The organism is uncultured Dokdonia sp. (assembly GCF_947492815.1).
Classification (GTDB): domain Bacteria; phylum Bacteroidota; class Bacteroidia; order Flavobacteriales; family Flavobacteriaceae; genus Dokdonia.
The window spans coordinates 38,642-64,921 of sequence record NZ_CANLOB010000004.1; the positions used below are offsets into that span (position 1 = coordinate 38,642).

A 26,280-nucleotide genomic window follows, 5' to 3' on the forward strand; every position below is an offset into this window, starting at 1 on the left:
AACCTATGCTCGCATCTTTGCATTGTATTATTAAGTACTCAAATTATTATTAATAAAAAAACAAAAAAAGACATGAAATTTGTAACCAAAAGAATACACGCATTTTTAGATTATCCAGTGGCTATTGCATTAATAGTATTACCATTTTTATTGAGTTTAGGTAGTTCTAATCCTTTAGCCCTTCAACTTTCTGTAGCAACCGGAATTGCAGCATTCATTTTAACCTTATTAACAGACCACCATTTGGGAGCGTTTAAAGTAGTATCGTATAAGATGCACTTGATTGTAGATTTTGCAGTGGCAGTAGTATTTCTTCTAGCTCCTTTCGTTTTATCATTCGAAGGAATAGATATGTACTACTATTTAATTAATGGGGCAGCTGTACTTATTGTCGTGAGTTTGCATAAACCAGAAGTCGCTACATCTTGATGAGTACCAATATGTAGCAATTACAAAACTGGTTAAAGTATAGCGCTTTAGCCAGTTTTTCTTTTTAATAAACTACCGTAGCGTATGAAACCTTTTGATAGTGTCAATAAAAAAGCAAAGCCTATTTAAAGACTTTGCTTACCCCCGTTTTAGATATCTTATTTAGTTACTAATCAAAATATGAATCAAAATTAAGAGGACAGGGTAAATGTACATATAATATTTATTTCCATATAAACTATATATGACACCTGAACTTATTATGCTATGGTTAGTTATTGACTATTATAATGCATAGATAGACATCAAATTTTTTGACCCCTCCTATTACTTTTACAGTATATAATTAAAAGAGAAATATTCTTTATAAAATATAATAAGACTCATATGGATACCATCAAAGAACAAGAAATAAAAACGGTAATAGAGCATCTTATTAAAGCAGGAACTACGTATGATATAGTACAATTAGAGTTGGTATATCATGATGATTTAGAGGTTTTTATGTTTGCTGAAAATCGTAAAATTCAAACTTTTTCAAAAAAAGATTTTAAACAGTTATTTATCACAAAACGTGCAAATAATGAACCACCATTAAATAATTGGGCTTTGTTTAATGATATACAGGTAAAAGAAGATAAAGCGCATGTTTTAATCACTCGCAAAGTAAAACTACTAGATACTAATCAAAAGATACGATTAAGTATTGATCTTATTTTTGAGGACAATCGTTGGCAAGTCATTAGAGAGGTTATTTTCTCATAAAAGAGTAATCGTTTATTACCATTGTGTTAGTGAAATTCCTAATCCAAACGTAGTTTGTTTATGATTGTAATCTATTAAGTTTTCACCATAACCATGAAACACTTGTGTTTGTAATTGTAAATTATCTAATAATTGGAAAGAGTAATCAAGTTTAATACTTCCTCTATTTCTATTGCCTCCTCGTAAAGAATGGCGCGCAATCATACTTATATTATGTCTTCCTTTTGAAAAAACAGTAAGTACTTCTGTACGACCTACATAATCTTCTATGTCTGGGTTATTATCTTCTATAGCATCTTCTGGTAAGCGCCACCAAGGTCGTAGTATAATACTCCAAGAAGGACGTTCCCATCCAAATTGTAACACAACACGATTCCAACTTCTTGAAAACGGATTTGACCGTCCGTTGCTTTCATGGTTAATTCCAATACCACTTAACACGCCTTCAAACCCTAGTATTTGATATGGTGTATGAAAAACGAGCATGAGTTCAGGTTCGTAATTTGTTTCTCTAAAAGGTCTTGATATATTTGCACTATACAATTGCCAACGTGAAGATTGGGTATATCCAATCCATAAATCGCCTCCTATTTTATCTCCTAAAAGATTTTTTACTGCTCTAGATTTAAAACTCAACTGAAATTTAAGTTCTGTATTAGAAAATTCTGTACGAGATCTCACTGTATTGAGCGGATTATCACTTGCTGGGCTATTATTAATAGCCGTTGTATAATTGGCAAATAGTATATAAACAGGCTTATAGGGTATAATTTTAAAGAGTTTTGTACTATCATTATGAATAAGCCAACGCTCAGAAAGGCTTCCATTATTAGTTTGGAATAAAGACTGCCCTATACTTATACTTGAGCAGCTAAAAAAAAGTAATAAAAAGACAAAAATTCTCATGCGCGGTATTCAGATATCATTTTATGCAAAAATAATGGTATATGTGTTGTATACGCTTTCGCGAAAGCGGAAACTTTCAAAAAACTATTCAAGATTATTTTTGTTATAAAATACTGTTTAATAAATAATTACATTTTATATCTTACATGGGTTATTAACCATTTCAAAAAGACTTTATGAAAAAACATATAGATAATCTTGTAAATAGTGCTCCAGATGATCTTAAAATTATTTCAATAGGAGATCCATTATACCAGTATGCGCGTGTGATTTCTAATACTCGATTTGGTCATATGCCCATCAGTATTGCCTATTGTAGCAAAGCTAGTCATGTACAATTCTGTATTCAATTTTGTCGTGATTTTAAGCTACCATTTAGAGTACGTTCTGGAGGGCATCAACATGAAGGCATGAGTTCTGGTGATGGCGTGATTATTATTGATTTATCAGAAATGGATACTATCGAATATATAGATCATGATCATGCATGGATTCCTGTAGGCAAACAGTTAGGAAAAGTTTATGAGGAGTTAGAAAAACGAGGTCAAATTATACCAGGAGGAGGATGTCAGTCTGTAAATGTAGGCGGATTAACCCAAGGTGGTGGTTGGGGACTTTCTATTAGAAAATATGGAATGACTTGTGATTCAGTAGTAGAATGTGAACTCATACTGCCTGATGGTACGATTGCATATCCATCTCCAGATACGATGCCTGATTTGTTTTGGGCACTTAAAGGTGGTGGTGGTGGAAACTTTGGTGTAGTTACTCGTTTTCGATTTAAGTTATCTTCATTGGGTAATGTAACTACTTCATTTTCATTGTTATGGAAAAATGGTGTAGCTGCTGTCAAAGCTATGAAAATATGGACGGTATTGCATGCCGATCTTACTACATTAGATGCTAATTTATCTACAGCTTGTGGTATGATGGTAGCCGATCCTAAAGATGTTCATCTTCCTGAAGGACATGTAAGTGCAGTTCACGCTCGAATGGGAGGTCTTTTTTATGGTTCTAAAAAAGCATTACTAGCCTTATTACATACTCATTTTGGAGATCTTATTCCTAAAGAAGATGATTTTGTCTCTTTACAGGAAAAGCACCATACCCAACTCACAAAAAGAGCTGTAACTACACAAGAAAAGAATCAAGTATCACTCTCACGACATCAAAGTGTTATTTCTGAGTTTGTAAATCCTACAGTAGCTGTGAATACTGTTACTCACACTACTTGTGGTGATCGAGATTATCGTGTATTGCCTGATGCGCCTTCTTCTACTTGTGATAAACCACATCCTCATAAAGTCACTTCTGGGTTTCCAAAGGCAACGACAGCTACAGAACATCATCAACTTGTAGACGCGATTTATAATTATCTAGGACATACGTGTTTTTATGTAGATGTGAATAGATATATGAGTTTTCATTGTTTAGGAGGTGCCGTTACAAATCATCCAGAACAACGTGTTTTTGCTTTTTCGAATAAACCTTATTTATTACAAATTCAATGTTGGTGGGACGATGCAGGAAATGCGTTTACAAATGTAGCACGTAATGAAGCATATGTACAATGGGTGATAGATTTTAGAAAGAGTCTGTTGCCACATATAGCCCATGCATTTATTAATTTTATAGATAAAACGCTAGTGCCTGATCCTAGCACAACAGAAGGACGTAAGAAACTTCTAGCGATGTATTATGGTGATAATTTTCAACGATTATGTGAGATAAAAACGGCATACGATCCGACAAATCTATTTGATTTTGAAATGAGTATCCCGTTAGTAAAATGATTATATAAACTCTTTATACTTTGAAATCTTCATTGTTTCTCTCATACACAAAAGGAAATAATGAAGATTTCTGCCACTCACATGTATTTTGACAAGACTACTTTTAAAATGGTTATAAATTTTTAGAAAGTACTACAATCTACTTCATATGATAGTGAGATAGTGTCTTGTACTTGTGTGTTTATAATCTCTCTACGCTCGTGATAATTATTCTGAGTATTTGTATCGTTATAATTAAAAATAACGCTCATTTGTGTATGAGGTTTCCCATGTAAATACATTGTTGTAGCTATATTTTCTTCAGAGACTTTATAAGATGGAAATGAAAAGCGTCCCGTAAAATCATTATCATCAATGGTAACAACTCTTAGATCAGGAAATACATTATTAGAAACAGTTGCCTCTACTTTTAAGATTATAGGACGCCAACCTAAAAAGTCAATAGTATTTACTACTCCAGGTTCAATTCTTGGGAGTTCTTCTTCTTGGTCATAATAGGTATGTTGAGATGTACGAGTTACTGTATATCCTTTATCTACATCGTAATTGAACGTGAATTCATAGTTTCCATTACTATCAGTTACTGTTGTTGCAATAAGTTCATAACATTCTCCTGAAGTAAAACCCTGTCCGCAGATATAATTTGCAGATAGTACGATAGTATCATTACTATATACACTATTACGTTCTTGATCAATTGCTTGTCCTTTTACTGTAGTTTGAATAAACTGTGGCGTATCATCTGAAGTTTCACAGCTATAACCTATTGTAAATACAGCTAAAAGGATACTATAATACATTCTATTTTTCATATTTTTCTATTTAATTATAGATTAAATGTAGTGCTGTATTTATGAAAAGAGTCTCAGTTAATACTAGAATGATCTTTATTTTTTTGCAATTTTTACAAAAAATACATTTCTAAATATGGGTTTTATTGTTTTTTGCAATTTTAAAAGATATAAGTAGTTGTATACACTTAACCATTTTATTCTTCCTCTGGTTATATAACCTTTTTTTATACGCTTTCGCGAAAGCGTATACAGGATTCATTCCATTAAAATGTATATGTTATTATAAATACAAAAAATTAAATGTCTAACAATCAGTTTTTTGAAATATATATGACTATAAATATAGTTATACGACTATATTTATAGTCATAAAGTAAAAAAACACATATATTTGCAATATGAAAGAACTTACCAAGGCTGAAGAACAAGTCATGCAATATATATGGAAACTGGAAAAAGCGTTTCTAAAGGATATCGTTGATGCCTTTCCAGAACCTAGACCTGCATATACCACCATTTCTACAGTGGTACGTGTATTGGTCAAAAAAGAATTCCTGGCCTTTGAGACTTTTGGGAAAATTAGACAGTACTCCCCTACACTATCCAAAGATGCTTATTTTAAGAGGCATATCAAAGATGTGATAGGTAGTTTTTTTAGCGGATCTGTAAGCAAGTTTGCCTTATCTTTTACAGAAGGAGAAGATATGAACCTTACCGAATTAGAAAAAATGAAACGTATGATTGAAGAGAAAATAGAACGTTTAAAAGAAAATGATCAATAATTATGGTAGTATATCTTTTTCAAACAACGGTGGTTTTTTCTATACTCTATCTCGTTTATAAAATGATTTTTAGTAGATTAACGTTTCATTTTTTAAACAGATGGTTTTTAGTACTCATCATTCCGATTTCGCTCATACTCCCACTACTTATACAGATACTACCTCCTATAGAACAGCATCCTATCGAGGAAATTCCACAGTTATTTGAACATATAGCTATAGTAACAACTCCTGATTTGGTAACGGATAGTGTTTCTTCAAACGTCGATTATTCTTCATTAGATTATATGACTATCATCACTATTATATATTTAATAGGCATTGGAATTGGTTTGTTTCGTTTTTGCTTAAGTCTATATCGTTTGTATGCTATCAAAAAACAAAGTAGTATTATACAAAAAGATACATATAGTGTTTATGAAGCCCCTGTTGCTGATGTGTTTTCATACCTACATTGGATTTTTATTCCTAAAGGGAAAGTATATGACCCTTTAGTAATTACACATGAAAAAGCACATATTCAATTGAGACATACTTTAGATATCCTTCTTGTTGAAGTGTATATTGTATTTTTTTGGTGGAATCCTTTTGTATATCTGTATAGGAAATCCCTAAAATCTATTCATGAATATCAGGCAGATCATTATGTGCTTTCAAAGAATGTGAAAACTTCAGACTATTTACAATTGATTGCTCACCACTTAACCATCCCAAAGCGAAATCATCTTTATAGTTATTTTCATACGCCTATTCTCAAAAAACGAATTCAAATGATGACTAAAAAAACTTCTCATTATCGACTCAAAATTGTGTATGTACTACTAATTCCCATATGTGTTTTATGTATGGTTGCTTTTACCAAACCCACAACCAAAACCACAATTCTAAATGATGTACTAATGGTAAACACGTTTTCTGAGACTCCTACGGCTTCAGTGAATCCTACTTTTGTATTTCCCATAGAAGGAAGCTCTAAGGAGCAGATTACGGCTTTGTTTGATGTGACTATAAAAGACCCCAAGACAAGAAAAACCAAAGTACATACAGGAATAGATATTAGAGCGTCTATAGGAACGCCTATTATCGCAACAGCAGATGGTACTGTTTTGCTATCTAAAAAAGTAGGTGCATGGGGAAATTTATTAAAGCTCAAGCATGAAAATGGGTATGAAACTTGGTATGCGCATTTAAAAGATTTTGAGGCTCATTATGGACAATCTGTAAAAAAAGGAACTATTATTGGATATGTAGGAATGACAGGTAATACTACAGGCCCACATCTTCACTATGAATTACGATACAATAAAAAGTCATTAAATCCCCTTGACTATTTAAAAGAATAACATAATCTTTATTTATTTACGTTACGTATGTAGTTACGTTAAATAACACATATACCCACATCCCTATTTTAATTATTTTATGAAACGTTTCCTTTTTTTAATTGTTTGTTTAGTTACTTCTCAAGGATTTAGTCAAATTTTAGATGCAAGCATTGCCAGATTAGATGCTATTTCTTTTTCGGAACGACTTGATATAGTTATAAAAAAACATAAAAGTGATAGTCTATCACAAGTATATATGACCGAAAATTGGGATGCCACGACGTTTAATCCTTATAAAGAGTATAGACAAACCTTTCCTTTTCAAATTTCATTTTCAGACAGTGTATACATCTCTCCAATCACTCGTCAAAAAGTAGTGACTTCTCGGTATGGATGGCGTAACCGACGTGCACATAAAGGCATCGATATAGATTTGATTACAGGAGATGATGTACTGGCTATGTTTGATGGTAAAGTGCGTGCCGTACGTACATTTAGAGGTTTGGGGAAAACCGTTGTCATAAGACATAACAATGGTTTAGAGACTGTATATGCACATCTTTCCAAGCAATCAGTGAAGGAAAATGATACGATTACCAAAGGAACCATCATAGGTAAAGGAGGTAATACAGGAAATTCTAGAGGAAGTCATTTACATCTTATTGTAAGTTATAGAGGCATGTATATCAACCCTGAATATTTATTCGAATTTACAGAAGAAAATAAGATTCGTAGTCAAGAACTTTGGGTCACTAGAAGATGGGTAACGCCTTACTTACATAGTTCTAAAAGACAAAGCACTATTCTTATTGCTATTTCAGAAGAAGAAGCACTTCAAAATGAAGAAAAACAACAAAAAGTCTATATCGTCAAAAAAGGAGATACACTTTCTAAAATTGCTAATCGACATCATACGTCTATAACAGCCATTTGTAAAGAGAATTCAATTAAAAAGACGAGTACATTGCGTATAGGCCAACAATTGGTGGTGAATAAGTAATAAAGATGATGAGTATGCATTAACATAGGGTTCTCTTTTTGAGGTATGAATCTCACAAGTACGCTTTACCGTTTTGCTCTCCCTATGGTCGTGAACCTGCCTGTCGTTAGGCAAGTCTCGCAAGTTCAATTTCGCGAAAGCGTACTCCATCATTGTAATTACTCTTTTTGCACAGAAATTATATTATCATCCTCATTTTATCCATGGGTTTATTCATAGGGTCTACTCCTACCATATATGGTTCCTGAGCTACACTAATTTCCAGCGTTGTTTTTGTGTGGTAATTTGATGTTTATTAAGATATAATGATTCATTACTATCTTTTGCATAGACACCTATTTCAATCCAACCATTGATAGGGATTTCATTTTCTTTTCCTTCAGTGTCTTGGCGATACTTTGACGTTTCTATTTCTAAAGAGATTTGATATTGATGATCCGATAATGTATTATATGAAGCACTCACGGTTTTATTTTTATAAAAAGTTACGGTTTCAAATAAATCTGTGATGGTGTATTTTGAGGTATTTACGGTAACTAAAAATCATATAGAAAATATAGAAGGAAATCGTATTATCATACGAGGAACAATTATTCCTATTGGACAAACCTATAAGTCTAATATTCACTGACTATTATCATAAAAATATTTTCTTTATTTTTAACTACTAACTATTAAAACACCCCATTATGGCTACAAAAGATATGATCTTAGGCAAATTGCAAACCTTGATTACAGAAGACTTTAATGATCCAAAAGCAGCATTTTCATTTTTTGATAAGGACGGTGATGGTAAATTAAGTAGAAAAGAAATCGTTCGATTGCTTAAAAAAGCTGAAATATCAGGTTTAATACGTGGTTTTGTAGCTTCTAAACTCATAGATGGTTATAGTAAAGATGGCGATGCACAGGTGAGCTGGGATGAGTTTAAGGCTGCGTTAGATGAGATAAAAGAATAATATTAGCCGTTGTGCATTTTGAATACATTTCTTGATTTCCCCCTCTCAGAAGGGTGAATCAAAGAAATCTTCATTAGTTCCTTTAGGATTTGAAGTAAATAATGAAGATTGACAGGATAATATGCTCGTTGTTTTGTCAAGATGCACAACGGGTTAATATTTAATTTCTATACGGGATATATACGCTTTCGCGAAAGCGTATACAACAAACATTACATGGTATAGTGTCTTGTATAAAATCAAGATGCTATAGAATTAAATTAGTTTGAGATGATGGTCTTCTCGCTGAACGACTTCTTGTTCTGGTTGTTACAGATTCTGGTTGTATATCAATCTCATCTAATATTAATTCTTCAGGCGTATCCTCAATGAATAGCTCTTTTGCTTTTGCAAAACTCAGATTCCCAATATTCTCTATAAAAGATACGTGTACTTGGTACGTTGCAGCATCTTTAAAATTCTGAAAGAGATCTACCGATTCTAAAACGTCTCCTCTAAAACGTGGTTCTACAATATTACGTTGATATAATAGTCGTTTTTGACTTGTTAGAAATCCTGTTCTATACAATTCACCTTCCCGTATATAATAAATGATTTTAAAAAATAATGTAGGAATTTGAATGGTCTCCCCTTTTACTTTTGTGACAAACTTTGGATCTGTATCTAATAAAAGTGGCCCTGTTATTAACGAAATTTTAAGCGATTGTTTTACAACCTCATGATGTAAAATATAGTCTTCTATACGTTTCCAAACACCTCTATTTAAACGATCTACTTGTGGAGTGGCATTGGTGTAATAAAAAGTAGATCTAGCTGCTTTTTTAGCACTTCTTTTGCTTTTGCCCCATTGTACATCTTGTCGTTTTGTAAGGTGTCCCCTATCAAAATCACTACCATCAGCACCGTATAATTCGGCTCCTAATTGAAATTCTCTAGGAATTCGCTTATCCTTTTTCCATTGATCTCCACTAGAGAAAAGATCTTCTCTTTTAATAGCTCTAAATAATTTTCCGTCAATATTAGAAGCCGTATAATAAGGGAATTTCCTAAACGGATTCTGTAATACACTATAATTAGAATACTCTAAATAGAAATCTTCCACTTGAAATGGTTGATTCTTAAATTTTTCTATTTCAGCAGAGGCAATCTTAGGAATAGGTACTACATGTCCTTCAAGAAAATGGGGAACATATGCCATAATTATTTTATTGCTCTTTTAATTTATTGATTTCTTCTTTGATTTGTTTTAATTGCATTAATACCGTCTCATCTTTTGTATAGTGTTCTATAAAACTGATTTGTAAGATCTCTATATGTATATACCTTGGACTATATAATTGTTGGAATACATCTTTAAATTTATTGACAATATCAAGATTTTCATTTGCTACAAAATCATCTTTTAAAAGTGTTAATGCATATCCTAGTTCGGCAATTCCAATACGTACTTCTAAAGCTACATTTGAAGTGTCTTTTGTAAAGATGTCTTTATAAAGAGTTAAAATATGTATTTTGATTTCTTCGTCATCTGTAATTCCTTCAAAGGCTTCACATGTTTTGAGGTGATCAAATAATGTCCCTTCATCATATGACTCTAAGATGCGACCTATAAAAATCATATTGGTTGCAGCATCTAAACAGTCTGAATCATATAAATCATTAGAAATAGAAAAACTTTCTGCAAATCCACTAAACGCTTTACGTAGATAATAAACAGCATCTTTAGGAACTGTTTTTGTTTTTCTTTTGGATTTTGGTTTTACATCTAGTTTCATAGAAGCAAACTTATACGCATTTGCTATGATATTTATCCTTCCTGGATTTCTTCCAATAAGAGATAAAAATTCAATTTCTTGTAACTCTTCTTCTAGTGTTTCTTTTTCAAACTTTCGAGTTTTAATAATACAATATTGTTCTAATGCACCAATAGAGAAAGTTCCTTTGCCATATTTAAAGAGTTCTTTAAACTTTTGACATGCAATATCATATTCATCTAATTCATTATATATCAGCGCTTCTTTTTCTAGAACTAAGGCATCAAGCAGATTTGATTTTTCTGCTTTCTCCATGTATCGGTTTAATTTCTGCAAGGTCTCCTCTCTGTTATTTTTACGATCTCGAATAGCGTTTAACAGATTATCCATATCTGTATGTACCTGTGTCTCTATTACATAGTCTAACAAATCTTCTTTGCTGTATTTTCTATTACTAAATGTATAGAATTGATTTCCATAACATTGGTAAGCCCCCCAAGTATTTGTAGATCGGTGATTTTGAAAGCATGATAATCTTGCTTTTTGTACAGATGTACCAAAATTATATCCATCTAACATATTCTTATAAAAAGTTTCAGAAAAATCTTCTGCTGCAGCATCATCTACAGCCCATCCAGAAATAATAATTGCTTTTACACCCATTTCTATAAGCTGCGTACCTACATTGGCTGCCAGTCGATACCTCTCTCTGCTATAAGATTCATCACTAGCCTTCATAGCGCCAGAGTAACAGCAATTTATAAATACAAATTCAGGTACATATCCAATCTGTCTTAATTTCTGTGGATCAATAAAAATACCATCTCCTATCGCAATACCTACACTACCTTTCTCTATATCGTAGAGTCCATGTCCAGCAAAGTGCATGATTTTATATTGCTCATTATATAATTCGGTTGTAATTTTTAAAGACGATTCGTTGATACAAGTAAAAGTATCATATCCATTAGCACTTAATGTATTTGAAACTGATTCTGCTTCTATTTTTGCTGCAGGAAGTTGTGGCAATGTGTCATCATTATAGATAGGATCGCCTATAATAAGTACATTCTTATTATTATGGGTCACTTGATCAAAACGTTCTATATCTGCTGTAACTAATTGTCTTATAAATGTTGACCCAACAGCAATAGGGGTATCATCTTTCTTTGTGTGATGCAATAATTCCCATGGGATCTGTGCAGATTTTTTATCCACTTTGATAATCAGATTTCCTTGATTTCTAAACACATCTTTGAAGCCATTTGGAATTAGCATTTCAAACAATGTCTTAGACAAGCGTCTATCCCAATTAGAGGTATTTGCTTGTTGTAACAATAAATGTTCTATATCTTTAAAATCAATACCTATAAATTCCTCTTCTACTCTTGCTAATCCATTAGAAGCATAATATTTAAATCCATTTTTCACAATTCCTTGATCACCAGAAACACTCGTTTGTGTTATATGAAGGTTAAACCAAGAAGTGTATGTGTTTGTAGTAAACGTTTGTTTTTTCTTAGCACCTGTTCTACGTACAATACCTTTGTTTAATGTAAATGGAATGCGATGATCATCATATTTGATTTTGCTTAAAGAGAAATAGGCTTCACTCGCAATAGATTCATAATAGTTTATAATTTCAATATGCGTAATAGGTTTTAGACCTTGTTTTGCTCCTGTTTCTTTTAAGTATGCATTAGCCTTTGCAACTCCTAGTAAAATTCCTTTTAAAGACTCTTCGATAGGAAGTTTACCATATCCTATTCCCATTAATATAAAAGAAATTCCAGTTGCATACTTTTTAGCTTGCGGTAGCGTGTAATTATCACGCATAAACATCGCATACTTTAACACAGCATTTTTCACTGTTTTAGAAAGTAAAAATTGCGTCAATGTTTCTGTGGTACCTAAACCACAAATAATAGCTCCTTTAGGTTGTGTCTCTAAGTTAAAAAAGACTTCGCTCTCCCCTATTTTTCCGGGATAGTATCCAATACCCATACGATGTGACAAACGATGCTCTAAATAGCCATCTAATGCTTTTTCAGCACTTAAAATAAGATCCATAAAGAAATGCCCCACCATTACTGGATAATAAGATTCTTTTAAATCTCCATTAACAACGGTTATTTCAAATGTATCTGATGATATTTCTTTTGCTTTTTCAGTACCAAATACAGCATTCAATACAGCATCAGAATCTGCAAGAGGTTCAACATATTCGTGTACATCTGTGATCACCTCTCCACTTCTTGTATTGGAAGGGGGTTGTGTATCTAATTTGTTTGTTTTACCACGTTCTAAAAGCTCCATGACTCCATCAAACATAGATGGATCATTGGCTAATTCTCCATGTGTAGTATTCGTGTAATAGAGGTTATTACTCTTTAATAGCTGTTTTGGAATTCCTGTTTTCCAAGTAACACTACCATCCCCATGTGATGTCGCTTTGTATACTAGTTTTTTATGTTTGGATAAAAAACGATTCTTGTAGTCATAGTCACATACTGTTTTATCTGCCTTACCGCATACATAATAGATTTTATCAAAGAAATCACTTTTTTCCTCAGATTCTAAACTGCTTAAGAACGTAAGAATCTTTTGTCTAAAATCTTCAAATTGTAATAAAGAGTTTGTATAATCAGATGTTGGCGTATATTTCTTTTGCTGTTTTCTACTTTTTACTGCCTTTGCATAGTCATTTAGATCTAGATCAGGCATGCTTTCTAGATTTGCCTTTTTATGAACAGTATCCCAAAAAGAAGCAGTCCAAAACTCTCTTGTCGTAATTTCTTCAACAGGTAGTAATTCAAAAACACCTGGATATTTCCAGAAGATCTCTAGTAACTCTTCACGATCATTCCTAAAATCAATCATAGCGAGTTGTTTTACTCTTCTACTATGACCAGTGAGTACTTCCATGATGAGATATGAGCCTAGCCATGGTGTTCCTAACATCACAAATTTGTTCTTAGTAGGCTTCATAAAATGATCCCAAGTTTCTGGGAAATCAATCATAAACTGTCTTGCAAGTAATCCTCCCATAGAATGGGCTACAATATGTACATTTACATTTGCTTTGAGCATTCTTTTTACGAGTGCATCTAATCCAACAGCAGCTTCAGATACAGACTTTCGCCAGTCAAACTCATAAGAAACGACTTCATATTTGGAGGAAAAATGATCCCCAAATTGTCTGTAGAATTTCTCTACTATACCCGATGCTTTTACATTTTTTGCATCTACAGCAAGTTTATCAACAATAGCTCCCTTGTTAAGAGCACGCATCTGAATCCATTGATCTTTACCACTAGCACTTAATGTAGACCCCATAATTCCGGGGATTAAGATTAAAATATCTTTGGTAATCTTATTTAATTTAGGTTCTTCATACGTAACGCCAGATAATGATAACTTATCTAGAAGTATACCACGCTGTCCGTTTGCGTATACCTCTTTTTTATATAAATTTTGGATAGCTTGATCTGTAGGAGCTAAAACTTGTAGAATTGCATCACAGGAGTTTTTATTTTTAAAATAGTTAAAGTGATTTGTATCACTATCCTTAGATGTATAGGTATAGAACCCACTAGCCCGTTTTACTCCATGCGTCATACTACTGGTATCTACAACAAGATCATTTGCAGCTCTATAGAATAGATTTGCAAGAATCACTTTAATAGAATCAAAACTTACGCCTCCTACTTCTGAATCTCCAATAATGTTATATAAATCACTCTCAACAGTAGTGTCTGCAGCATTCAGCATTTTTTGAAACAACGATCCCGGAATCATACTATTTAACCCAGGTAATACATCTGGATCATCTTTTTGACTCACCAATTCTAATAAAAATGATTTGACAATTCCGTATAAAGGATTTTTAATACCAAATGCTAATGAGATGGTATTTAGCATAAGGTTAAAGAAATGATCAATACGTTGAGATAAAATAGTAGTTCCATTTGCAGGAGCTGCAACACGCACAATTTTGTTTATGGTAATTTGTTTCTGCAGGGCTATGTTATTAATTTTTTCTATAATATCATACTCCTGTGATTCTTCTATTTCCCCTTTAGCCTCTGCTTTTTCCTTTTTCTTTCGGAAAATATCTTGTTCATTTTTACTAAAACCAACGTCATGGTTTTCATTATTGTTATAATCACATTTTGCAAGAATATCAGCAACAAGCCCACCGCGTGAGTGACTCATAATATCTAAGCTACATTTCTCTGGACACGCGTTTAAAAAATCTAACGCATTTTGAAGCGGACTTATCGTTAATGTATAATGGTCAAGTGCCATTACATTATTTTTATACTTCCCTACGATTTTCTTCCAAGCATCGCTATCATTAAGTTGAGAAAATGCATCTATAGAAGTAGATGTTGTTCCATGTATCAATAATAAGTAATGATTATCTTCTTTATTTTCCTTAAAAGGGACTCGCTTAAAGTCATTGTCTATAGCATATAGGCCTGGTTTGGGTTGTACTTTTTGATCATATTTAAGTCCAAGTGCTTTCATCGTAGTAGCGTGTACATCGGCATTGGCACTAAAGACACTAAAAAGTTTTACAACGGCTTGTTTTATAACACCTCTGGTATCACCTGGTGATGATATTTGAGTATCAAAAATATAATCATCATCTGTAGTAGACCTCTTATTGAGAATACGCTCATCATAGATTTCTTGTATATCTTCTGGATGACCTATCCATTCAGTATTATCTGCAAATTGTATAGCAACTAAATCATTTTCTTCAAAATCTACTTTAATTTCTTTACTATCTGATCTTGTGGTAGAAAGTTCTATATGTTTCTTAAGCGTAAAGTTGGAAGTTACCTCTAAGGGTAATGACATACTAATCTCACTTACTTCCCTATTATTTCCATATAGTTTTGCCTTTTTAGTCATAATCTTACCTTTATTTAATATACACTACATAGTGAAAAAAATCAATAGCATACAACCATGAATAGTTTGCACTATGCACCATCAATGATATTTTTAATTATTAGAAAGGGGAATTTGTCTCAAAAGGGGAGTTTAAATATACAAAAAAGTTATATAGGTATATTGCTGTCTTTCAATTTTATACATCTTCTTACCTTTTCTATTCAATAATGTGATTTTCTTGATATCCAAACCATATACTATAATAGGAATGTTTTTAAGCACGCTTTAACGTTTCACTCTCCGTTTTGATTGTAAATCTGCCAGCCGGCAGGCAAGTCTCGAAAACTTAATTTCGCGAAAGCGTACTCAAGAAATAATAGTACATTTATCATATGCCTATTCCTACAGAAACATTATTTGATTTTATAGCCTCTAAAGTGCCCCTCTCTGAAGAAGATAAAGAAGCTATCACTTCAAGACTTTCTATAGAGACCTATGACAAATATGATCTTATTATAAAACAAGAACAAGTATGTACTACGTTACGTTTTGTAGTTTCAGGAGTTTATAGGGTGTATCGTATTGAAGATGGTAAAGAGATTACGAGTTACTTTAATTACGAAGCTAGAAATCCTTTTGTCGCTTCGTTTATAAGCCTTTTAAAAACAAGGCCTAGCAAAGAGATTATCGAGTGTATCATTCCAGGACAATTACTCGCTATTTCATACAAGGATTGGACTTCTTTTTATAGTAAAAGTGCCGCGTTAAATACTTTCGGAAGGCTTATGGCAGAATACAACTATGTACTTGCCATAGAGCGTATAGAATCGTTACAATACAAAACAGCTTCCGATAGGTATATTGCATTTTTAAAATTATATCCTATGCTATTAAATAGGATTCCTCATCACTATATTGCTTCCTACCTAGGGATTACTCCAGAGTCTTTAAGTCGTATACGTAAGCAATTGTAGTAATTGCGTTGAAATCTTATCATACATCAATGCATAGCATAGCTATAGTCAAGATCTTTGGACTATGGAAAATAACACTATATATCAAGAGTGGTTAGAATTAACACAACTCACGGAAACTACTCATACAAAAAACTGTTTTAAGGAAGTAGAAAAGCAGTATACACAAATAACTAGACATTATCATTCTTTAGATCATATACAGCAATTATTTGTGCATATAAAGAATGTTGTATTGTCTGATATAGAAAAAAGTATCCTAGCTCATGTAGCACTATTCCATGATGTGATTTATGAGAGTCATTCTAAGGAAAATGAGATAAAAAGTGCACAAATAGCTGTTACTTGGTTAGATAAACTTGCTATTCCGAATCCCGTACAATTACAAATAAAAGAGATTATTATAGGCACAGCAACACATACTTCTCATGATCCTTTAGCCCAACTTTTTTTTGATATGGACATCTCAATTTTAGGCGCTCCCAAAGAAGCATATATCAACTATTACCACGCTATTAAAAAAGAATATAACACTGTACCTGATCTTATTTATAAAATAGGTAGGAAACAATTTTTAAAACAGCTACTAGATCAAGACACGCTTTTTTACACTAAAAAATACCAAGAGATATACGAGTTACAAGCTCGTATGAATATTCAAGAAGAATTAAATACGTTATAAATGCCTTATTCCCTATCATACATACAAAAGTCTCCTATTGTTGAGATAGATCACTTCCTTACACCTTCTGAATGTGATGAACTTCTAACTTCTAGAATACATAAATTTCAAAAAGCAAAGAGTCATTACCCAGCATACTACAGAAATAACGATCGTTATGTTGAGGACTCCCCTACACTAGCCCAACAACTATTTTTAAAGCTAAAAGGTGTGGGGATTCAATCTAAAAATAAATTCTCAGACATGGTTTCGCTCAATGAATGTATTCGATTTTGTAGGTATCAAAAAGGACAATCTTTTTCTACACATCAGGATGGTGTGTACTATCCTAATACATCACAAGCTTCAAAGTATACTTTTTTAATCTACTTAAATGATACGTTTGATGGAGGTGTTACAGAGTTCTATAACAAAAAATCAGACTTAATTCCTACTCAAACGGTTATTCCTAAAAAGGGAAAACTTCTTGTATTTGCACATAACATTTGGCATAAAGGAAGTACCGTTATTCAAGGATCTAAATATATTTTACGTTCTGATATTATTGTAAATACTTCTTTAAATATTACACATCACCAAGGATATATTTGGAATTTACTACCTATTGATAATAAGCTATTTATGAGTTGTGGTCGTGATGGTTACATTAAGGTTTGGAATACGCATTTAGAATTACAACATGCATTTAAATTACATTCAAAATCAGTGATCAAAATGATTCGAATGGATGAAACACATTTCTTATCCTGTTCTAGAGATTTTAGACTTATAAAATGGACGTTGGATGGCCACGTAGTTGATGCTGTACGCTTTCGCGAAATGATTATTTCGTTACATACAAATGATGATGGTAGTATCATCGCTGGAGGAACTAGTGGAACCTTATATCATCTTTCAAATAGACTAACTGTTATTAATCGTATAGCAGTTCATACAGATTGGATATGGGACGTGATGGTGCTTTCTGACAGACGTATTATAAGTTGTAGTGAAAATGGTACGGTACAGATCACAAATCTATCATCTAAAACATCTTTATGTCTCTATAAACATACCTCTCCACTATTTTGCATGTACCTTCGTGAAAACATGCTGTATGTAGGAACTCAAGACGGTAAAATAGTGCAACTAAACATAGTTTCTAAAATGGCAACAGTACTTAACATACATCAGGACGCAGTAAGGGCTATTAAAGTTTATAATGAAACTCTAATTACATGCGGAGAAGATAATTGTGTTGTCACTACCCCATTAACTTCTATGAAGCCTACTACCCGTTTGAAAGCATCTAATTTTATACAAGATATGTTACCTATAGAAAATACAATGTATGCAGCTGGTTATAACGGAATTATTTATACAATAAAACTTTAATTCGAATCGTTTTAATACTCTAAAAAAAGCATATGAAAAATTTAAAGACAATACAGTTAACATCAATTATTGGAGGCCAAAGCTCAACAAACCGTGCTACAGATTGGGAAAATGTACTACTTAGAGATGCTACTTTAGAAAATGCATTATTAAGTAGCAATACTTTAGAGTAAGTATTTCTCATAAAAAGAACTATTTCTTTATATGCTTTAACGTTTCAGTCTTCCTTTTGGTTTTGAAGCTGCAGGCAGGCAGATCTCACAAGTTCGTTTTCGCGAAAGCGTAATTAATTATACGTTAATTTTCTATTTACTCATATAGAAGAGCGGTATCTTGCAACCCAATGAATACGACCCCAGAAGCTACCTTAGAAGTTGTACGAGCGCACCTCCATCAAATCTCTGAAATCACTGATACAGATTGGAATTCATTTTCTTCTAAACTGACAAGACGTGATATTCCTAAAAAAACAACATTCTTAGCATCTGGTAGTATCGAAAATCACATTTCTTTTATTATATCGGGTATTGTACGTTTATATATTCCAAAACCAGAGCCCTCAAAAGAAATTACATTTGGATTTAGTTTTAAAGAACAATTTATAAGCGCCTATGATTCATTCTTAACACGTAGACCATCACTTTATGAATTACAAACCCTTACGGATACTACGTTGTTAAGTATTACCTATGATGATTTACAAGAGGTATACAACACCACTAAAATAGGTAACCTTATAGGTAGACTTACTGCAGAACGTTTATTTTTAATCAAATCAAAAAGAGAGCAAACATTACTTAATTATACTGCTGAAGAACGTTATCTAGATGTTTTTAAAGCTAGACCTGAGGTTATTAAAGAAATACCTCTCAAATATATTAGCTCTTATATAGGTGTAACACCACAAGCATTAAGCCGCATCAGAAAACGTATTAGTTAACCTAGGTTCATTGTAATAGGCTTCTCTCAACTGTAACTTTGCAGAAAAAAGAGATGGTTATACTTATTTTAGTTGGTGTCTTATGGTATTCAAGTTTATTTTTTCAATCATTTTTTCTACATAGATATGCAGCTCATCAGACCTATACGATGTCTAAAACAACAGAAAAAATCACGTTTATCTTAACATGGATTTGCCAAGGTCCAAGCTATCTGAGTGCTTATGGGTATGGAATCATGCATCGTATGCACCATGCGTATACAGATACTGAGAAAGATCCTCATTCGCCCAAATATGATCATAGTCTTTTTGCTATGATGTGGAAAACAAAAAATATCTATCAAGATATTAATAATAAGCGCATCGCCGTACATCAAAAATTTACTAAAAACATTCCGCAATGGAAACGTTTCGATTCATTTGCTGGTTCAAGAGGTTCTAGAGTTTTTTGGATGGTTGTATATACCGTCTTATTTGCTTTTTTAACAACAGCTTGGTGGCAATGGTTATTATTACCTGTTCTATTTGCTATGGCTCCTATTCATGGAGTAATCATTAATTGGTTTGGACATATTTATGGCTATATTAATTTTAAAACAACAGATACTTCTAAAAATTTATTTCGATTTGATTTTTTAATGATGGGTGAAGGATATCATAACAATCATCACAAGCATAGTACAAGAGCCAACTTTGGAGGTGTACATTGGTATGAAATAGATATCACCTATTTGATCATGCGTATGCTACATAAAATAGGTGTTATTCAGATTAAAAGAAGTGCTTTAAAAGCTTAATTATCAGTTTTGTTAATTTTTAGTTACTATTCGCAATAGTTTTGCTACGTTCTCATCCTTAGGCATGTATGGTGTTTCAGAAGGGAGTATCAAGTTTTCTAATTTATTAGCCAACACGTGTTGGTATTGCTCATTTACATATTCAGAGATATCTTCAATTTCAAGGATATCTTCTTTAGCATATAAAGCAATTTCTTGATTTCTAATACCTATTTGAATCGCTCTTCGTTCCAATTTTGCGCCATACGGATCATGATCAGGATCCCATTGTAAACGTATATCGGAGCTTTTTACAGCTTCTTGCCAGCGCTCTCTAGATGCGTATATATCTTCTTGATAGTTTGAATATACTGCTTTAGATAGATAACGTTCAAATGCATCTCTCTTTAAATGTATTGCAAGCACAATCTCTTGTCCTTCTTTTGTACCCCATCCATTGCGATACATCATCCATAAGAAATTAGGTTTGATCCATGTCATTCTAGTAAGTTTGAAAGGACCTCCAAAAAATTGATTCCTATACGCAAAATTTCCAATGGCTGGTCTATAGGATTGATATACGATTACTTTTTTATCATCGTATTGTGCCATAATATGATGTCCTTCTTGAGGCCATTCTTTTAATTGTTCTTTATATGGTTTTAATCGTAGTTTCATGATTGTATTATTTTAGTAAACCGTGCGATTAAATCTTCAATCTTTTCATAGTTTACTAATTGATGTTTCCATTTTTTTGGGATCTTATGATTTCCATAATATAATCCCGCTAATCCGCCTGTAATTGCGGCAGTAGTATCTGTATCTTGACCAAGGTTTATTGCTGTAAGCACAGCCTCTTTATAGGTTGTTGTGTTTATAAAACACCAAAGAGAAGCTTTCAAAGAATTTACTACATAACCACTCCCAGAAATACGTTCTTTATCTGTTTTGTAAATATCTTCTTGAAGAATAGAATAATAAAAGTTTATTTCTTTAGTATTTATATCAGAGGTTTCTAAGAATTCATTTACGGTCAGTTGCATTGCCTTATATGCTTTTATTTTATCTGTTTTTTTAAGTAATTCTAAACAATACTCTACATATATAAAACAGGCAAGTACAGCTCTTATATGGGCATGTGTTAATGATGAAATATCCTTAGTTATCTGAAAACGCTTTTGTATGTCATTTTCATTTTGCAAATAGAATACAATGGGCAAAATGCGCATTAAGGAACCATTTCCATTAGAATATTCATCCATTCCTCCGCAGATTTCTGGAGTATGACCTTGCTTCATATAGAAAATCGCTTGTCTTGTTGTTACTCCAATATCAAATACATCTCCGTGAGGTGTCCAATAATTGTGATCACACCAATCTATAAATTTATTTGCTATCGTTTTGGTATTATACCCTTCTAATAAGCCTTCCATTAGACAAAACGTAAGCGAACTATCATCAGACCAAGTGCCTAATGGTTGATGATGGCTACCATACCCTACCATATTTGTAGCGGGGTTATCCTGCATCTGCTCTTTAGTTAAGAACTCAAATGGTACTCCCAAAGCATCGCCAACAGCTACTCCTATAATTCCTCCTTTTATTTTATCTGATATGTTCATTTTTTAGGTGATAGTGTCAATTATTTCTGCTATAATTTGATTGTTTGTTCCAGCATACTTTTCTCCTACATATTGTAATCCTTATGTTTTCAACAATATGAGCATTAAAGGTTTATAAATCTTTTAATCCTATTGAACGATATAGTGTTTTAGTTTTCATTTTCTTTTAAATTATCCCAAAATCTTTTTGGCAAACAAATATTTTCAACCTCTTTTGCCCTTGTAAAAAGAGGTGCAACTTCTTTAGGTTTTAATCCAGCTAATCCACAGCCAATCTCAGTTACTAAAAAAATGAATGCTGTGTGTCCTTTTGCAAAATCAATAAATGCATCTACATATATTTTAATCTCATGTATTTTCAATGTTTTTTTAATGCTTTTGTCCTTGGTTGGTATTGCATATGTTTTTCCTTGCAAACCTTCAGCCTGGCCGTAAATTGCTCCCCACTGAAGAGCTGTTCTTGCAGCGCCTTTTCCATGCCTTCCTGATTGATTACTACCAAAAACAAATATTTGGTTATTCTCAAGTTTAGTTATTTTCTCAGGCGTTATTCTCATTTATAAATTTCCTTATAATACGTTTATACTAAATCGTAGATTATCTTACTCCTATCTTTTTCTCAATAGCTTCGCTTAGCGGATATACATTTTCTTTAGGTAAAAATCGTTTAACGTCTTTATACTTTCCTGCTTTTCGTAATGCATTCATTTTTTTTACCAAAGGTGTTATATCAACAATCTCCGTTATCCAATCATTATTATATTCTTCTATTAAAAATCGACTAATGCCTACTTGGATTGTTCTTTCTTGTAACTTCCCTCCTTTTAAAGTTCTTTCTGGATCCCACTGTATATGAACTTTAGCTTCTTTAAATTGTTTTTCCCATGAATGTCCGCTAGCATACACTTCCTTGTCTGGATCAGTTAAAACTCCTAAGGATAAGGCTTTATTCCAACATGCTCTCTTTATCTTAATCTCTAAAATATAGTCTTGATTTGATTTATTTCCCCAATTACTTCGTTCCATTAACCAAAGAAATGAGGGTTTAATCCAAGTCATTCTATTAAATGAAAATGGTTTTTCAAATTTGTTATTTTTAATTGCGGGTAATGCAATATTCTTATTGTAGGCTTGATATACGGTAACTGTTTCCTGATCAAATTTGGCCCTTATTTCTTGATACTTCATTTATTGCCTATTTTGATTTGATAAAACGTGTATCGTGATATCTATTTGAATCTGTTTAAGTTTCATTTTTTAATAATCTTTCATAGCACATATAATCTTCCTTCTCAAAACAAACAAAGATCACTTCTTTTACAATCGCTTGATCCTTATATTTTGAAATGGTATCTATTGCTATGGTTGCAGCAAGTTCTTTAGGAAATCTATAGATCCCAGTGCTAATACATGGAAACGCTATTGTTTCAGATCGATACGTTATGGCAAGCTCCATTGCATTTTGATAACAATTTTGAAGTAAGTTTTCTTTCTCTTTACCGCCAGTATTCCAAACAGGACCTACTGTATGAATCACATAGGTTGCTGGTAGATTTCCTGCAGTGGTAACCACAGCCTCTCCTACTTCACACTTTCCTTGTTTTGCTCTTATTTTCTGACATGCTTCTAAAATAGCTGATCCACCTTTACGGTGAATCGCACCATCTACACCAGAGCCTCCTAACAAAGAAGAATTGGCTGCATTTACAATGATATCTGCACTTACGGTTGTAATATCTGCTTGTATATAGTTAATCTTCATGAGTCTGAATATTGTACATGACATCACTTCGCAATACATATTTTACACCATCTATAATAGGAGTACTTTCATGTTTTTGCTCGTGAATAAAAAATAAAGCCATCCCTTTATGAGGTTGTATTACAGCGTCATTAAAACGGGTTTCACCTCCCATATAGTCATCATTAAGATATATCATAAAGGTAATTCTACTTTCTTCATGTTCATTAGGCTTAAAACGACCGTCTATATGTCTTTTAAAGCGTTGTCCGCTATCATATCTATAAAATCGAAATCGTTCGTTTAATCCTAGAGGAGACATTTCGTCAACAACAAAAGAATTTATTGCTTCTGCAATTGCCCACAAATCCTGACTAAGTTTATGGTCTTCGTAAATTAAGCGATAATTATCTCTGACATTCTTCATCATTTTTGCTCCTGATTTTAAACCTACATCAGCTTCAGAATATCCTTTTTGTTCGCTAAATATGATTAAATCATCACATTCTCTATCCGATAGAAAATTATCTATAGTCCATATTTTATCAGTTATTGTATTTAAATTTCTCATAAAAAGATTTTTGTTTTATTCAAACTCCCTTTGAAAAGCTTCTATAAACTTTTTGTTTTTGGCATAAATAGCAAAGACTACTTTTTCAAATACACCTTCGTATGTAGTGGTGAGTAATTCAAAAAAGAGCTGTGCAATCATTGTTGGATCATTTTGAAACACACCGCATCCCCAAGCACCAAGAATTAAAACATGATGTTTTTGTGAAGCTGATAAGCACAATAGTTTGTCTATACGTTTCTTCATGAGTTCTTTAATTTCAGGAACTTTTTCTATTTCAAAACGCTTTACCACTCCAGTATTAACAGCTGCAGCAGTAATTATTGAACTTACTACAGGAGCGTCTAATACTTCCCCGTTATCTTTTCGAAGAATAGGAACTTTTGGACTGTAAATCATTCCGTCAGTATACACACATGACTTCATGGCTCTATGAGTTTCATAAAACTCAAATGCCGACATCTGACAAGGGTACAAACCTGATGATCTAGCAATACTTTCTTCTTGTGCCTGTGCTCCATTGAAAAAGCCACCTCCGGGATTTTTCGCGGAAGCGAAATTTAAACACATAGGATTTAAATACCCTTCAGATACCGTTCGTAAAATACTTTGTATCGTTGTCTCTTCTATGACCTCAAATTGAGTGGAGAATGTTTTATTTAACTCCGTAGTATCTATGATAGTGTTCAGATCTTCAGTTGTATAAAATCGTGTGCGTTCAACCGCTTGTTGTTGTATTGCTTTTATATCAACTTTTTCTTGATGTTTATTTATATAGAAACCCTGTTCTGTGTATTGTAGCGTTTCTTTTGCTGTTATTTTTCGTAATGACTTTTGCATTGTTATTTTAATTTCTCCCCTTTTCGTCTGGATATAGACTTGGCAGGGCATCACTTTGCCAGAATTCTTTAGTAGCTATATCCATAATGGTAAGTTTACCTTTAAAAGCAGCTCCGGTATCTACATTAAATACATTATGTGCTTTTATAGGGGTGTCTTGTTTATAATTTGTTGTGGGTGTATGCCCAATAAATATTTCTTTATAATGTGTAAAACGCTGTGGGGGTTCTTTTTTAAGAATCTCTGGCGCTATATGTTCTGCTAATAACGCAGCTTCCCACAAGGTTCTATCCCAGTAATAATTAGAATCATATTCTTCTTTTCCAACGCCATGCATAGAGGTAAATCCAGCATGAAGAAACAATCTGTTTTCTGAATCGATATGGTAATCTTCCAGTTTATTATAAAATGCTCGATGACGATCATCTGTCAATAGACCTGTTTGTATATAGCTTGCCATGGTTTCTTTACCGCCGTGTGCTAACCAAACTGGATTTGTAGCTCCTTTATCAAGCCATAAACCGCACCATACATCGTGATTTCCTCGTATAAATATGCATTTATTGGTTTCAGAAAGTTGGATTAATTTCTCTACAGTATGTGCAGATTCACTCCATCCATCTACATAATCTCCTAAAAAGATCAATGTATCGGTTGTTGTTACTGTTGCTCTGTCCAATACTTGAAGCAACGCTTTATATCCGCCGTGTATGTCTCCTATGACTAATGTTCGTTTCATTGTTTATATATTCTAATGATGCCAAATTAACCCATTTTCATTAAGTTCATATTGGAATCGTTGTGCATCTCCAAATTCTTTAAAAATTCGTTTTTTTCCTAAAATGATTTCTTCATAGGCTAAAAACATTTGTTTCGCAGCAATATGATATGGCATTCTTCCACACCCTGTACATAGCCCTGGAATACTCACAGATGCAATTTTAGCATGCTTTTTACAAGCAATTAAGATTGCTTTCATCGCTAAATAAGGGTTTACTGATGTTGCAATATTAAAATTCATAGGCACTCTCATTGTAGGGGCCGAAATTAAATAAGGAACTTCTGAATCTCCTGTCTCTAGAGTAATGGTTTGTCCTACTAGGAGTTCTCCTTCATCAGAATCATAAATTTGCTTTTGAAGATTCTCTTGAAGATGCCACCCAAAACGTTCGGATAATACATAATCTAAACTGCCATCCATAAATCCAAATGAATTTGCAGGACTCACAATAGCGTCACTTTTTTGCAATGTGATATCTCCTTTAATGATTTCTACATCTTTACAATCAGAAAAGTAGGTGTTCCATTCTTTTCCTAAAGTATCTTCTATATATACAAGTTTGACTTTCAT

The 26,280-nt window shown here is 32.9% G+C and carries 28 protein-coding genes; 14 read left to right on the forward strand and 14 right to left on the reverse strand.

Annotation, left to right across the window (positions count from 1 at the left end; all coding sequences use genetic code 11):
- The first annotated feature begins 72 nt into the window (after positions 1-72).
- The gene (locus Q1A01_RS05980; RefSeq protein ID WP_299677459.1) at positions 73-429 is read left to right on the forward strand and encodes a hypothetical protein; all 357 of its coding nucleotides are present in this window, start codon (positions 73-75) and stop codon (positions 427-429) included.
- Between the two features lie 387 nt (positions 430-816).
- The gene (locus Q1A01_RS05985; RefSeq protein ID WP_299677461.1) at positions 817-1,194 is read left to right on the forward strand and encodes a hypothetical protein; all 378 of its coding nucleotides are present in this window, start codon (positions 817-819) and stop codon (positions 1,192-1,194) included.
- Positions 1,195-1,209: 15 nt separating this feature from the next.
- On the opposite strand, the gene Q1A01_RS05990 is transcribed toward Q1A01_RS05985, so the two are convergent.
- Complete coding sequence (locus Q1A01_RS05990; protein ID WP_299677463.1) at positions 1,210-2,100, reverse strand: phospholipase A; 891 nt, start codon at positions 2,098-2,100, stop codon at positions 1,210-1,212.
- Between the two features lie 176 nt (positions 2,101-2,276).
- On the opposite strand from Q1A01_RS05990, the gene Q1A01_RS05995 reads away from it, so the two are divergent.
- Positions 2,277-3,893: an FAD-binding protein gene (locus tag Q1A01_RS05995; protein ID WP_299677465.1), complete on the forward strand. Its 1,617-nt coding sequence runs from the start codon at positions 2,277-2,279 to the stop codon at positions 3,891-3,893.
- A gap of 122 nt (positions 3,894-4,015) precedes the next feature.
- Here Q1A01_RS05995 and Q1A01_RS06000 read toward each other — a convergent pair whose 3' ends face one another.
- Positions 4,016-4,705, reverse strand: a complete 690-nt coding sequence (locus tag Q1A01_RS06000) for a hypothetical protein (RefSeq protein WP_299677468.1) — start codon at positions 4,703-4,705, stop codon at positions 4,016-4,018.
- A gap of 380 nt (positions 4,706-5,085) precedes the next feature.
- On the opposite strand from Q1A01_RS06000, the gene Q1A01_RS06005 reads away from it, so the two are divergent.
- From Q1A01_RS06005 to Q1A01_RS06015, 3 genes are all read left to right on the forward strand, one after another.
- Positions 5,086-5,469: a BlaI/MecI/CopY family transcriptional regulator gene (locus Q1A01_RS06005; protein ID WP_299677471.1), complete on the forward strand. Its 384-nt coding sequence runs from the start codon at positions 5,086-5,088 to the stop codon at positions 5,467-5,469.
- Between the two features lie 2 nt (positions 5,470-5,471).
- Positions 5,472-6,812, forward strand: a complete 1,341-nt coding sequence (locus Q1A01_RS06010; RefSeq protein WP_299677473.1) for a M23/M56 family metallopeptidase — start codon at positions 5,472-5,474, stop codon at positions 6,810-6,812.
- Between the two features lie 79 nt (positions 6,813-6,891).
- Complete coding sequence (locus Q1A01_RS06015; RefSeq protein ID WP_299677476.1) at positions 6,892-7,794, forward strand: M23 family metallopeptidase; 903 nt, start codon at positions 6,892-6,894, stop codon at positions 7,792-7,794.
- 249 nt (positions 7,795-8,043) lie between these two features.
- Here the strand turns inward: Q1A01_RS06015 and Q1A01_RS06020 are convergent, their stop codons facing one another.
- Positions 8,044-8,259 carry a hypothetical protein gene (locus tag Q1A01_RS06020; protein ID WP_299677479.1) on the reverse strand — a complete coding sequence of 72 codons (216 nt, stop codon included), beginning with the start codon at positions 8,257-8,259 and terminating at the stop codon, positions 8,044-8,046.
- Between the two features lie 40 nt (positions 8,260-8,299).
- Here Q1A01_RS06020 and Q1A01_RS06025 point away from each other — a divergent pair, with 40 nt between their 5' ends.
- Both Q1A01_RS06025 and Q1A01_RS06030 read left to right on the forward strand, forming a co-directional pair.
- The gene (locus tag Q1A01_RS06025; RefSeq protein WP_299677482.1) at positions 8,300-8,425 is read left to right on the forward strand and encodes a hypothetical protein; all 126 of its coding nucleotides are present in this window, start codon (positions 8,300-8,302) and stop codon (positions 8,423-8,425) included.
- Between the two features lie 58 nt (positions 8,426-8,483).
- Positions 8,484-8,753 (forward strand): EF-hand domain-containing protein, encoded by a 270-nt coding sequence (locus tag Q1A01_RS06030; protein ID WP_299677484.1) that lies wholly within the window; start codon positions 8,484-8,486, stop codon positions 8,751-8,753.
- 247 nt (positions 8,754-9,000) lie between these two features.
- On the opposite strand, the gene Q1A01_RS06035 is transcribed toward Q1A01_RS06030, so the two are convergent.
- Positions 9,001-9,951: a DNA/RNA non-specific endonuclease gene (locus Q1A01_RS06035; protein WP_299677487.1), complete on the reverse strand. Its 951-nt coding sequence runs from the start codon at positions 9,949-9,951 to the stop codon at positions 9,001-9,003.
- 7 nt (positions 9,952-9,958) lie between these two features.
- Positions 9,959-15,427, reverse strand: coding sequence for a CHAT domain-containing protein (locus Q1A01_RS06040; RefSeq protein ID WP_299677490.1), 5,469 nt, complete (start codon positions 15,425-15,427; stop codon positions 9,959-9,961).
- 374 nt (positions 15,428-15,801) lie between these two features.
- Here Q1A01_RS06040 and Q1A01_RS06045 point away from each other — a divergent pair, with 374 nt between their 5' ends.
- The 6 genes from Q1A01_RS06045 to Q1A01_RS06070 all read left to right on the forward strand — a co-directional run bounded on the left by Q1A01_RS06045 (position 15,802) and on the right by Q1A01_RS06070 (position 20,176).
- Positions 15,802-16,383, forward strand: a complete 582-nt coding sequence (locus tag Q1A01_RS06045) for a Crp/Fnr family transcriptional regulator (RefSeq protein ID WP_299677493.1) — start codon at positions 15,802-15,804, stop codon at positions 16,381-16,383.
- Positions 16,384-16,447: 64 nt separating this feature from the next.
- On the forward strand, positions 16,448-17,065 hold the full coding sequence (locus tag Q1A01_RS06050; protein ID WP_299677496.1) for a hypothetical protein: 618 nt from the start codon (positions 16,448-16,450) through the stop codon (positions 17,063-17,065).
- Positions 17,066-18,439 carry a 2OG-Fe(II) oxygenase gene (locus tag Q1A01_RS06055; protein ID WP_299677499.1) on the forward strand — a complete coding sequence of 458 codons (1,374 nt, stop codon included), beginning with the start codon at positions 17,066-17,068 and terminating at the stop codon, positions 18,437-18,439. It begins immediately after the preceding gene.
- Between the two features lie 32 nt (positions 18,440-18,471).
- On the forward strand, positions 18,472-18,612 hold the full coding sequence (locus tag Q1A01_RS06060; protein WP_299677502.1) for a hypothetical protein: 141 nt from the start codon (positions 18,472-18,474) through the stop codon (positions 18,610-18,612).
- A gap of 170 nt (positions 18,613-18,782) precedes the next feature.
- The gene (locus Q1A01_RS06065; protein ID WP_299677505.1) at positions 18,783-19,379 is read left to right on the forward strand and encodes a cyclic nucleotide-binding domain-containing protein; all 597 of its coding nucleotides are present in this window, start codon (positions 18,783-18,785) and stop codon (positions 19,377-19,379) included.
- Between the two features lie 53 nt (positions 19,380-19,432).
- Positions 19,433-20,176, forward strand: a complete 744-nt coding sequence (locus tag Q1A01_RS06070) for an acyl-CoA desaturase (protein ID WP_299677508.1) — start codon at positions 19,433-19,435, stop codon at positions 20,174-20,176.
- Positions 20,177-20,188: 12 nt separating this feature from the next.
- Here the strand turns inward: Q1A01_RS06070 and Q1A01_RS06075 are convergent, their stop codons facing one another.
- From Q1A01_RS06075 to Q1A01_RS06115, 9 genes are all read right to left on the reverse strand, one after another.
- On the reverse strand, positions 20,189-20,833 hold the full coding sequence (locus Q1A01_RS06075) for a DUF4291 domain-containing protein (protein ID WP_299677511.1): 645 nt from the start codon (positions 20,831-20,833) through the stop codon (positions 20,189-20,191).
- The gene (locus tag Q1A01_RS06080; protein WP_299677515.1) at positions 20,830-21,777 is read right to left on the reverse strand and encodes an ADP-ribosylglycohydrolase family protein; all 948 of its coding nucleotides are present in this window, start codon (positions 21,775-21,777) and stop codon (positions 20,830-20,832) included. The genes Q1A01_RS06075 and Q1A01_RS06080 overlap by 4 nt, the downstream gene beginning before the upstream one ends.
- 149 nt (positions 21,778-21,926) lie before the next feature.
- Positions 21,927-22,334 (reverse strand): hypothetical protein, encoded by a 408-nt coding sequence (locus Q1A01_RS06085; protein WP_299677518.1) that lies wholly within the window; start codon positions 22,332-22,334, stop codon positions 21,927-21,929.
- A 40-nt stretch (positions 22,335-22,374) separates the two neighbouring features.
- Complete coding sequence (locus tag Q1A01_RS06090) at positions 22,375-22,965, reverse strand: DUF4291 domain-containing protein (protein WP_299677521.1); 591 nt, start codon at positions 22,963-22,965, stop codon at positions 22,375-22,377.
- 55 nt (positions 22,966-23,020) lie between these two features.
- Positions 23,021-23,539, reverse strand: a complete 519-nt coding sequence (locus Q1A01_RS06095) for an O-acetyl-ADP-ribose deacetylase (protein WP_299677524.1) — start codon at positions 23,537-23,539, stop codon at positions 23,021-23,023.
- A complete protein-coding gene (locus Q1A01_RS06100; RefSeq protein WP_299677527.1) occupies positions 23,529-24,089 on the reverse strand; it encodes a 2OG-Fe(II) oxygenase in 561 nt (186 codons plus the stop codon). Before Q1A01_RS06100 ends, Q1A01_RS06095 begins: the two co-directional genes overlap by 11 nt.
- Positions 24,090-24,104: 15 nt before the next feature.
- Positions 24,105-24,929, reverse strand: coding sequence for a TIGR02452 family protein (locus Q1A01_RS06105; protein ID WP_299677530.1), 825 nt, complete (start codon positions 24,927-24,929; stop codon positions 24,105-24,107).
- Positions 24,930-24,936: 7 nt separating this feature from the next.
- Positions 24,937-25,668 carry a metallophosphoesterase gene (locus Q1A01_RS06110; RefSeq protein WP_299677533.1) on the reverse strand — a complete coding sequence of 244 codons (732 nt, stop codon included), beginning with the start codon at positions 25,666-25,668 and terminating at the stop codon, positions 24,937-24,939.
- A gap of 12 nt (positions 25,669-25,680) precedes the next feature.
- Entirely contained in the window at positions 25,681-26,280 is a 600-nt protein-coding gene (locus Q1A01_RS06115) for a macro domain-containing protein (protein ID WP_299677536.1), read from the reverse strand.

Excerpts from the sequence above, each read along its gene's own strand:
- Q1A01_RS05980 (WP_299677459.1), top strand. The coding sequence starts at position 73 with ATGAAATTTGTAACCAAAAGAATACACGCATTTTTAGATTATCCAGTG.
- Q1A01_RS05985 (WP_299677461.1), top strand. The coding sequence starts at position 817 with ATGGATACCATCAAAGAACAAGAAATAAAAACGGTAATAGAGCATCTT.
- Q1A01_RS05990 (WP_299677463.1), bottom strand. The coding sequence starts at position 2,100 with ATGAGAATTTTTGTCTTTTTATTACTTTTTTTTAGCTGCTCAAGTATA.
- Q1A01_RS05995 (WP_299677465.1), top strand. The coding sequence starts at position 2,277 with ATGAAAAAACATATAGATAATCTTGTAAATAGTGCTCCAGATGATCTT.
- Q1A01_RS06000 (WP_299677468.1), bottom strand. The coding sequence starts at position 4,705 with ATGAAAAATAGAATGTATTATAGTATCCTTTTAGCTGTATTTACAATA.
- Q1A01_RS06005 (WP_299677471.1), top strand. The coding sequence starts at position 5,086 with ATGAAAGAACTTACCAAGGCTGAAGAACAAGTCATGCAATATATATGG.
- Q1A01_RS06010 (WP_299677473.1), top strand. The coding sequence starts at position 5,472 with ATGGTAGTATATCTTTTTCAAACAACGGTGGTTTTTTCTATACTCTAT.
- Q1A01_RS06015 (WP_299677476.1), top strand. The coding sequence starts at position 6,892 with ATGAAACGTTTCCTTTTTTTAATTGTTTGTTTAGTTACTTCTCAAGGA.
- Q1A01_RS06030 (WP_299677484.1), top strand. The coding sequence starts at position 8,484 with ATGGCTACAAAAGATATGATCTTAGGCAAATTGCAAACCTTGATTACA.
- Q1A01_RS06035 (WP_299677487.1), bottom strand. The coding sequence starts at position 9,951 with ATGGCATATGTTCCCCATTTTCTTGAAGGACATGTAGTACCTATTCCT.
- Q1A01_RS06040 (WP_299677490.1), bottom strand. The coding sequence starts at position 15,427 with ATGACTAAAAAGGCAAAACTATATGGAAATAATAGGGAAGTAAGTGAG.
- Q1A01_RS06045 (WP_299677493.1), top strand. The coding sequence starts at position 15,802 with ATGCCTATTCCTACAGAAACATTATTTGATTTTATAGCCTCTAAAGTG.
- Q1A01_RS06050 (WP_299677496.1), top strand. The coding sequence starts at position 16,448 with ATGGAAAATAACACTATATATCAAGAGTGGTTAGAATTAACACAACTC.
- Q1A01_RS06055 (WP_299677499.1), top strand. The coding sequence starts at position 17,066 with ATGCCTTATTCCCTATCATACATACAAAAGTCTCCTATTGTTGAGATA.
- Q1A01_RS06060 (WP_299677502.1), top strand. The coding sequence starts at position 18,472 with ATGAAAAATTTAAAGACAATACAGTTAACATCAATTATTGGAGGCCAA.
- Q1A01_RS06065 (WP_299677505.1), top strand. The coding sequence starts at position 18,783 with ATGAATACGACCCCAGAAGCTACCTTAGAAGTTGTACGAGCGCACCTC.
- Q1A01_RS06070 (WP_299677508.1), top strand. The coding sequence starts at position 19,433 with ATGGTTATACTTATTTTAGTTGGTGTCTTATGGTATTCAAGTTTATTT.
- Q1A01_RS06075 (WP_299677511.1), bottom strand. The coding sequence starts at position 20,833 with ATGAAACTACGATTAAAACCATATAAAGAACAATTAAAAGAATGGCCT.
- Q1A01_RS06080 (WP_299677515.1), bottom strand. The coding sequence starts at position 21,777 with ATGAACATATCAGATAAAATAAAAGGAGGAATTATAGGAGTAGCTGTT.
- Q1A01_RS06085 (WP_299677518.1), bottom strand. The coding sequence starts at position 22,334 with ATGAGAATAACGCCTGAGAAAATAACTAAACTTGAGAATAACCAAATA.
- Q1A01_RS06090 (WP_299677521.1), bottom strand. The coding sequence starts at position 22,965 with ATGAAGTATCAAGAAATAAGGGCCAAATTTGATCAGGAAACAGTTACC.
- Q1A01_RS06095 (WP_299677524.1), bottom strand. The coding sequence starts at position 23,539 with ATGAAGATTAACTATATACAAGCAGATATTACAACCGTAAGTGCAGAT.
- Q1A01_RS06100 (WP_299677527.1), bottom strand. The coding sequence starts at position 24,089 with ATGAGAAATTTAAATACAATAACTGATAAAATATGGACTATAGATAAT.
- Q1A01_RS06105 (WP_299677530.1), bottom strand. The coding sequence starts at position 24,929 with ATGCAAAAGTCATTACGAAAAATAACAGCAAAAGAAACGCTACAATAC.
- Q1A01_RS06110 (WP_299677533.1), bottom strand. The coding sequence starts at position 25,668 with ATGAAACGAACATTAGTCATAGGAGACATACACGGCGGATATAAAGCG.
- Q1A01_RS06115 (WP_299677536.1), bottom strand. The coding sequence starts at position 26,280 with ATGAAAGTCAAACTTGTATATATAGAAGATACTTTAGGAAAAGAATGG.